8 protein-coding genes are annotated in these 7,663 nt (G+C 40.3%); 4 read left to right on the top strand and 4 right to left on the bottom strand.

Annotated elements, in window-relative coordinates:
• Nucleotides 1–91: 91 nt before the first annotated feature.
• Nucleotides 92–565: a hypothetical protein gene (locus FTV09_RS16395; RefSeq protein WP_180058904.1), complete on the bottom strand. Its 474-nt coding sequence runs from the start codon at nucleotides 563–565 to the stop codon at nucleotides 92–94.
• 393 nt (nucleotides 566–958) lie between these two features.
• On the opposite strand from FTV09_RS16395, the gene FTV09_RS16390 reads away from it, so the two are divergent.
• From FTV09_RS16390 to FTV09_RS16380, 3 genes are all read left to right on the top strand, one after another.
• Entirely contained in the window at nucleotides 959–1,906 is a 948-nt protein-coding gene (locus FTV09_RS16390; protein ID WP_180058903.1) for a pirin family protein, read from the top strand.
• 108 nt (nucleotides 1,907–2,014) lie between these two features.
• Entirely contained in the window at nucleotides 2,015–2,413 is a 399-nt protein-coding gene (locus tag FTV09_RS16385; protein WP_180058902.1) for an OsmC family protein, read from the top strand.
• 144 nt (nucleotides 2,414–2,557) lie between these two features.
• Entirely contained in the window at nucleotides 2,558–3,223 is a 666-nt protein-coding gene (locus tag FTV09_RS16380) for a glutathione S-transferase family protein (RefSeq protein ID WP_180058901.1), read from the top strand.
• A 27-nt stretch (nucleotides 3,224–3,250) separates the two neighbouring features.
• Here FTV09_RS16380 and phoR read toward each other — a convergent pair whose 3' ends face one another.
• From phoR to FTV09_RS16365, 3 genes are all read right to left on the bottom strand, one after another.
• Nucleotides 3,251–4,609 carry a phosphate regulon sensor histidine kinase PhoR gene (phoR, locus tag FTV09_RS16375; RefSeq protein ID WP_067765516.1) on the bottom strand — a complete coding sequence of 453 codons (1,359 nt, stop codon included), beginning with the start codon at nucleotides 4,607–4,609 and terminating at the stop codon, nucleotides 3,251–3,253.
• 22 nt (nucleotides 4,610–4,631) lie between these two features.
• Nucleotides 4,632–5,342 carry a phosphate regulon transcriptional regulator PhoB gene (gene phoB / locus FTV09_RS16370; protein ID WP_067765513.1) on the bottom strand — a complete coding sequence of 237 codons (711 nt, stop codon included), beginning with the start codon at nucleotides 5,340–5,342 and terminating at the stop codon, nucleotides 4,632–4,634.
• A gap of 221 nt (nucleotides 5,343–5,563) precedes the next feature.
• Nucleotides 5,564–6,268: a TetR/AcrR family transcriptional regulator gene (locus tag FTV09_RS16365; protein WP_180058900.1), complete on the bottom strand. Its 705-nt coding sequence runs from the start codon at nucleotides 6,266–6,268 to the stop codon at nucleotides 5,564–5,566.
• A gap of 222 nt (nucleotides 6,269–6,490) precedes the next feature.
• Between FTV09_RS16365 and FTV09_RS16360 the strand changes: the two genes are divergently transcribed.
• Nucleotides 6,491–7,321 carry an SDR family oxidoreductase gene (locus FTV09_RS16360; RefSeq protein ID WP_180058899.1) on the top strand — a complete coding sequence of 277 codons (831 nt, stop codon included), beginning with the start codon at nucleotides 6,491–6,493 and terminating at the stop codon, nucleotides 7,319–7,321.
• Nucleotides 7,322–7,663 lie beyond the last annotated feature (342 nt).

The raw sequence follows: 7,663 nt of genomic DNA, 5'->3' as shown, positions 1-7,663 counted from the left end.
AAAGTTGGGTGTATTTCTTCATTGTGTGCTTTCCAATTGCGAGTTGAAAAAGTCTAATGATTCTATGAATACACCTAACTTTTTCAACTAACTACAAATGTGTTGCACTTGGGATTTGAATCTGCGGAATACATAAATTGGCTAAAACAATAAAAACCAAAGATGCATATAAATAAATAGGTACATCGGGGCTTTGGGATAAATTCACCAGCCAAAACCAAATAGCAGTTGCTCCCACAATAGAAGCGGGCAGCATCAAATCAAAGACTAAAATACTTTTACTGTATTTATAAATGGCAAAGGTAATCAAGGTCATGCAAAAGGTGTAAGTACCTTTGACTAAAAATGCAATAAAGCCAACATCTGGCAGCATGAACCAATCGGCAAAAATGTAGGAAAAATAGGCCAATTGAGCGACGAGATTGACTTGTAGGAAAAATTTAAATAGATGGGCTTGCTGGTAGCGGAAAAACTCTTGGCGGAATTGGGCAGGAACACTGATAAAGGATTGCTCAAGTGCTTTTTGAATCAGTAGTCGAGATTCTTTTTTATACTCGTTGATCATGCAGCAGGTACACCATTTGAGAGTAGTTACTAGTGTTATTTTATGTAACTTTTATAATTTAACGTATTTTGTTTAAATAATAAACATCAATATGACAATGATTTAATTAATTTTTTAGTTTTAAATCATGTGCTTTAAATAAAATAATCATTACACAACTTTGCAATTTAAATGATTTCAAGCTGCATTTTTCTTGTAGCGACTATTAGGAAGATTTTCTTTTGATATGTATTTGACGTCATATCAAGCAACAAAAAAACTATTGTCCTATTGCTGTGATTCAGCGTATTAATGGGGGACAAATTCGCTTAAAAAAATACAGATATAATGTAAAAAACTTCCGAGCTAAAACCATGCTTACGATGGTTTAGCCAGATTATTAAGGGTATCCATATGACTAATGCCAATTACACCGAATTATCTCACTCGGACGATTGCGAAAAATATGTCAACCAATTTATTCAAGAATTTCCATTGCGTAGTGCCGAAATTGGGCAAGGTACAGTGATTAAACGTGCTTTACCAAGTCGTTATAAACGCATGATTGGTGCATGGTGTTTCTTGGATCATGCTGGTCCCGTACATTTTCCGCAAGGTGATGGCTTAGATGTAGGCCCACATCCCCATATTGGTTTGCAGACGTTTACGTGGATGATTGATGGCACAATGATGCATACAGATAGCTTGGGTACATATCAATTAATACGTCCGAAACAAGTTAATTTGATGACGGCTGGATACGGTATTTCACATACAGAAGTGGCACCGGATACAGAAACTCAAATGCATGCGGCACAGCTTTGGATTGCGTTGCCAGACGATAAAATTAATATGGCTCCCCAGTTTGACCACTATCCAGAACTACCCGTAGTGAGTCAGGATGGCATTGAATTTACAGTACTGGTAGGTGAGTTTCTTACAACCAAATCGCCTGTACAGGTACATACGGAACTTTTAGGGGTTGACCTTCAGGCCAATGAAAGCACCACGACACAGTTGGTACTAAATCCAAAGTACGAATATGGTTTTATGGCACTTGAGGGCACAGCGACAATTAATGGTCATGAGCTCAATGATGACAACATGGTGATTTTAGAGCCAGGTTTAAGCCAAGTAAAAGTTGATGTACATGCAGGGAGTCGCATCTTACTACTGGGTGGTGAGCCTTTCGAGTCGCCGATTTTACTGTGGTGGAACTTTGTTGGACGCACCCAAGAAGAGCTCAATACCGCACGAGAGCAATGGATTAATCACGATGAACGATTTGGTTCAATCCCTGACTATGAAGGTCCACGTTTGGAAGCGCCAGCATTCCCTGAAAAAATGCGTGCCTCACGTTAACGACATTTGCTCAAATTAATTTAAGCATCAAAACTATGGCTCCAGCACTTAATTTACCTTTGGGTGCTGTTGACCAATAATTGAATCGAAAACAATAAGGAACACGATATGGGTATTGTTGCAACGGCTAAAGTACAAACATTGAGTGCACCGTGGTCGGGTGAAATTCAGAGTGGGCAGCATCAATTAATTACCGATAAGCCAGTATCTTTTGGTGGTGGTGATTTGGGTTTGGCACCTTATGATTTGCTTTGTTCGGCTTTAATTTCCTGTACCATGATTACGCTACGCATGTATGCACAGCACAAGGCAATTGAATTGGGTGAGTTTAGCGTTGAGGCAGATTTTTGTGCCAATAAAGAAGGCGTAGAATGGATTGATCGTCGGTTGAATTTTCAAACCCCTTTAAGTGACGAGCTTAAACAAAAAGTCTTGGCAATTTGTGAAAAAACGCCTGTCACCAAGACCCTACTACGCAGTCTAGACATTAAAACAGGACTCATATAATGTATGTAAAAATAAAAGTTTTTTATATGTTTAGGCATCAATTAAGCGAATAAAAACCTGTACATGTTGGTAATAAGCCAACGATAAAAAGTATGACTGGCAGATAACAAAAAATTCGATTTGAATACAGCAGGAGATGAACCCATGCGGGTATTACATCATTTAGAAAAGTCACGTTCCTTTCGTATTTTATGGGCCATGCAAGAGTTAGGCTTAGATTATCAAGTCAAGCTGTATAAGCGCTTGCCGAACTTTTCTGCACCAGTTGAATTAAAAAGCATTCATCCTTTGGGAAAATCCCCCATTTTGGTTGATGATGGCTTGGTATTGGCGGAGTCGGCTGCGATCTTGGAATATTTACAAGAGAACTATGATCGTCACGGTTACTTTGCACCGAAAACGCAGCAATCTCGACTGCAATACCGATATTGGATGCATTATGCAGAAGGTTCCCTTATGCCTTTATTGGTCATGCAATTGGTGATGACCAATGTGCCACAGCATGTACCTTGGGTCATCAAACCTATTGCCAGTCGTGTGTGTGATGGGGTCAAGCGGGGCTTTATTCGCCCACGTTTAAAAGATCAAATTTATTTTATCGAGCAGCATTTGGCAGAAAATGAATTTTTCGCAGGGCCATTTAGCTTTGCTGATATTCAAATGACATTTCCTTTGGAAGCGTTACTCACACGTAGTAAAGGCGAATATCCGCAGATTCAAGCATTTTTGCAACGCATGCAACAGCGTGATGCTTACCGTCAAGCGAAACAACGCGAACATCAAATCGAGTCGGAGCAACGCATTAGCTAACCATACTGAAATAATGAGACTTGGATTTTAGCTGACGTGATAAAGACGCTCTTTCGGAAATACCACTTTAAATAATGAACCACGATTTTCTTTCGATTCAATTTCTAAATATGCTTGATGTTGCATCAGTACATGTTTGACGATGGCCAGCCCTAAACCGGTGCCACCTGTTTGACGACTACGCGCGCTATCGACACGATAAAAACGTTCTGTCAGTCGTGGCAAATGTTTAGGATCAATCCCAATACCGGTATCTTCTACGGTGAAATAACCGTGCGTTCCATCATCATGCCAACCGATAGTCACCGTGCCACCTTTGGGAGTGTACTTGATGGCGTTGGTCACCAAGTTGCTAAAAGCACTAGCCAGTTCGACATCTGAACCAATCAAGTCGCAATGGCTGTCTATTTCTAAGTTCAGCGTGTGTCCATAATCCACGTTATAGGCATGTGCGTCGTCATATAATTGGTTCATTAAACTTGGCATTTCAATGATTTGATTTTTTGCTACTTTTTTATCATTTTCTAAACGCGATAACAGCAATAAATCATTCACCAATGCATTCATACGCCGAGTTTGTGACTGCATTTGATCAAATGCACGTTTCCAGCGTGGATTTAAGTCTTCTTGGTCGGTAAAGGTCTCTATATAACCACTGAGTACGGTAAGGGGGGTGCGCAGCTCATGTGAAATATTATCGACAAAGTCTTTGCGCATTTGTTCGAGGTTATGCATACGGGTAACGTCATAGGCCACCAATAAACGGCTTTCTCGACCAAAGCGTGTCAATTTCACTTGCACATAGTGATCTTCCAACACGGATGATTTCATTTTCAAACCATCTGGTGCGAGGTCTATATTGGTGAAATATTCGATAAAACTTGGTTGACGCAAAATACTCAAAATATTACGGCCATGATCGAGTTGCTGAATGCCGAGTAATTTTTCCGCGGCAGGGTTCCACCACTCAATTTGATGTAGTTCATCAATTAACACCACAGCTTCAGCCAAAGCGACCAATGAAGACTGAGCACGATCAATCAAACCGACCATTTCAGCTTGAACAATACGTTCTTGGCGCTGTGCACGGTAAACATTGAACAATAAAGCGCCCCAAATACCGTCTAAATTGGGCGGTACATCGTAGGGGCGGTTGGAAATCCAATCATTGACCAAATATAAAGAACGCAATTGCAGGGCAAAAAACACCCCAAATGCGGTTAAAATGCAGACCCATAAATATCCGATACCAAAGCCGATTAGTGCGGCAATCAGCAGGAAAAAAGCCAGTAATCTTAGATCCTGTTTGGCAAAAGTCCATAAACTGCTATAACGAAACTTTTTGTGTTCACTGGCAATTTCGGGGACCGGATATGGTTCGTACATAAATAATGAATGACCTAAAAAACTAACCTAATACTGCATCGGCACGTGTAGAGAAACGATAACCAGTGCCACGAACCGTTTGGACATAACGGTCTGCGTTAAAAGGTTCTAAGACTTTACGTAGACGACGAATATGAACGTCAATGGTGCGGTCTTCAATATACACGTTTCCGCCCCAGACTTGATCAAGTAATTGCGCACGAGTGTAGGCACGTTCAGGATGGGTCATGAAGAAAGCCAATAAGCGGTATTCCGTTGGCCCCATTTCTAAAATGGTATTGCCAAAGCTCACACGCTGACTCACCGGATCTAGGATCAAACCATTTGCATCAATGGTTTTTTCACCGCCCAGTGCATTTGAGCGTCGTAGAACTGCTTTAATACGGGAAACCAATTCGCGGGTAGAAAATGGCTTGGTCATGTAATCGTCTGCACCTGCGTCAAGACCTTGGACTTTATGGTCTTCTTCGCCACGTGCAGTCAACATAATGACAGGAATTTCAGATAGATTTTCATCACGCTTTAGGCGACGGCAGAGGTCAACACCGCTGACACCACCAGGCATCATCCAGTCCAGTAACACCAATGCAGGGCGCTGATCCACAATCATTTGGTGCGCTTGTTTGGCATCTTCCGCTTGCTGGCATTGAAAACCTGCCATATCGAGCGAAGTATGGATCATTTCCCGAATCGGGAGTTCGTCGTCGACGATTAAAATATAGTCATCTTTCACAGCGCAATACCCTATTTCATGTAAACGGTGGACCGTTTTATATTTATGACAGGCTTATTACAAAGATTAATTATGACAGTATCATTGCAAAAAGAATCTTTCATTCCGCTTTAGAAAGAAATTGTGACAAATTAAATGCTGAAAGATTCAGCTAGATAGGCTTTGCATCATCTTTCTGTCATTAAAAAAATATTGTAAATAATCGCTCATATCTCGGAGGCTTATTTTTTTACTGCGCTTTTATTCAGTGACTGCGGCTCAGAAAACGTATCGAGCAAAGCTAAGAATACCACGCTGCATGATGATAAGACTTCTTCCATCGGCTGCTTATATCCGCTCATGACCCAACGAATTGCAATTTGGGTCACATAACCATTGAGACCTGTAGCAATCATCGAGATTTCACGTTCTGATTTATTGATATTCGGCATCATTAGCATGACAAAGGCATGAATCATACGGTCAAAACGCGACATGGTTTCATGTATGGTGGCCTGGTTATGCAGTTCTTGAACTAACATGGCATCAATATAAATAATGCGTGCCATACGTGGATTATTCTTTAAGGTCATCAATAGCGCTGTTAAACCCGCTTCAATCATTTTTTTTGAATCCGTTGATGCCTGCATAATGGCTTGCATCACGTTTTGCTGTAACTCGTCGATCAGTTTTAAGAAAATAGTTTGGAACAGTTGTTCACTTTTCTTAAAGGATTCATAGAAATAACGTTCTGTCAGTTTTGCTTCTAGACAAATATCTTTAACAGTAACTGAAAAAAAGCCATGCGTACCGTAGGCTTCAATGCCAGCTTCGATGAGCTTTTCACGACGCGCTTGTTTGCGCTCACTCAGCGAAAGTCCTTTAAACTGACGTTCCTTCACATTTTTTGCCTGTTGTTGTTCTGTATGTTGGGTAGAATCTGTCATGGAAAATATACGCTGAATTGAAGCTAAATTTGCTTGTATTTTATCAATAATTCAAGCTCAAACCTATGTTTAAGTCTTGGCTATTTTGACAGCATAGCACGTCCTGAGAAGATATTGACAATATAAATTGTCAAAACTATATTAAGTAGATGAACTGCGCATATTCGCGTTTTTAACCACAGTAGTGGCGCAATGGGCAGCATAAAGGAATAAGGAATCACAATGAAAAACTTCAAAAATAAAGTGGCTGCCATTACAGGTGCAGGTTCAGGTATTGGTCAACAGTTAGCAGTTTTATTAGCGAAACAGGGTTGTCATTTATCACTGAGTGATGTGAATGAACAAGGGCTTGCAGCGACGGTTGAATTGGTCAAAGCACATAATGTTCGTGTAACCACTCAAAAGCTCGACGTTTCAGATCTTGCGGCAATGAAAGCTTGGGCAGCCAAAACTGTGCAAGACCACGGCTCGGTGAATATGATTTTTAACAATGCAGGTGTGGCTTTAGGTACAACTGTTGAAGGTGCAAGTTACGACGAACTTGAATGGATTGTGAATATTAATTTCTGGGGTGTGGTCTATGGCACCAAAGAGTTCCTACCGTATATTAAACAAAGCGGCGAAGGTCATATCATCAATATTTCGAGTCTATTTGGTTTAACTGCGCAACCTACTCAGTCAGCGTATAACGCAACCAAATTTGCGGTACGTGGTTTTACGGAATCACTACGTCAAGAATTAGATATCGAAAACTGTGGTGTCAGCGCACTGTGCGTACATCCGGGTGGTATTCGTACCAATATTGCCAATGCAGCTAAAATGAATGATAGCCTGAAAAGTTTGGGTATGAATCCACAAAAATCTGCGCAATCATTTAATAAATTCCTACGTTGCCCACCAGAAGAAGCAGCGCGTCAAATTATAGAAGCTGTACAAAAAGACAAGCGTCGTTTACTGATTGGTAATGATGCGAAAGCGATTGATTTAATTCAACGTTTATTGCCAACGGGTTATCAAAAATTGACAGCCTTGGCGACCAAAATGGGGAAATAAGCTTGAGCCAAAAAAAGCCTACGTGAGTAGGCTTTTTTTATGTCGGAACATTATTAAAGGATGGTAAAAGCGAAGCTAAATCTATTGCATTAAAAAAGATATAAAAATTGAATTATTTGCTGATTTTAAATAAGCAAGTGTTGAATATCCAACAGCATATGCGCATGAAAACCAACAGAATTTATCGGATTAAATTTAATAAATTAAATAAAAACGGCTTTGTTGCACAAACCTATCTGTAAAGGCTTTTTCAGCGATATAATTTTCAAATGAAGAAGCCTGCACACAAAATCTACCGCACAACCAATTGGCCCGCATATAACCGAGCACTTATGAGTCGCG

Source organism: Acinetobacter sp. YH12227 (assembly GCF_013417785.1).
GTDB classification, from domain to species: domain Bacteria; phylum Pseudomonadota; class Gammaproteobacteria; order Pseudomonadales; family Moraxellaceae; genus Acinetobacter; species Acinetobacter gandensis.
The sequence above is the reverse complement of the archived record's forward strand: the minus strand, read 5'-3'. Positions and strand labels throughout refer to the sequence as shown.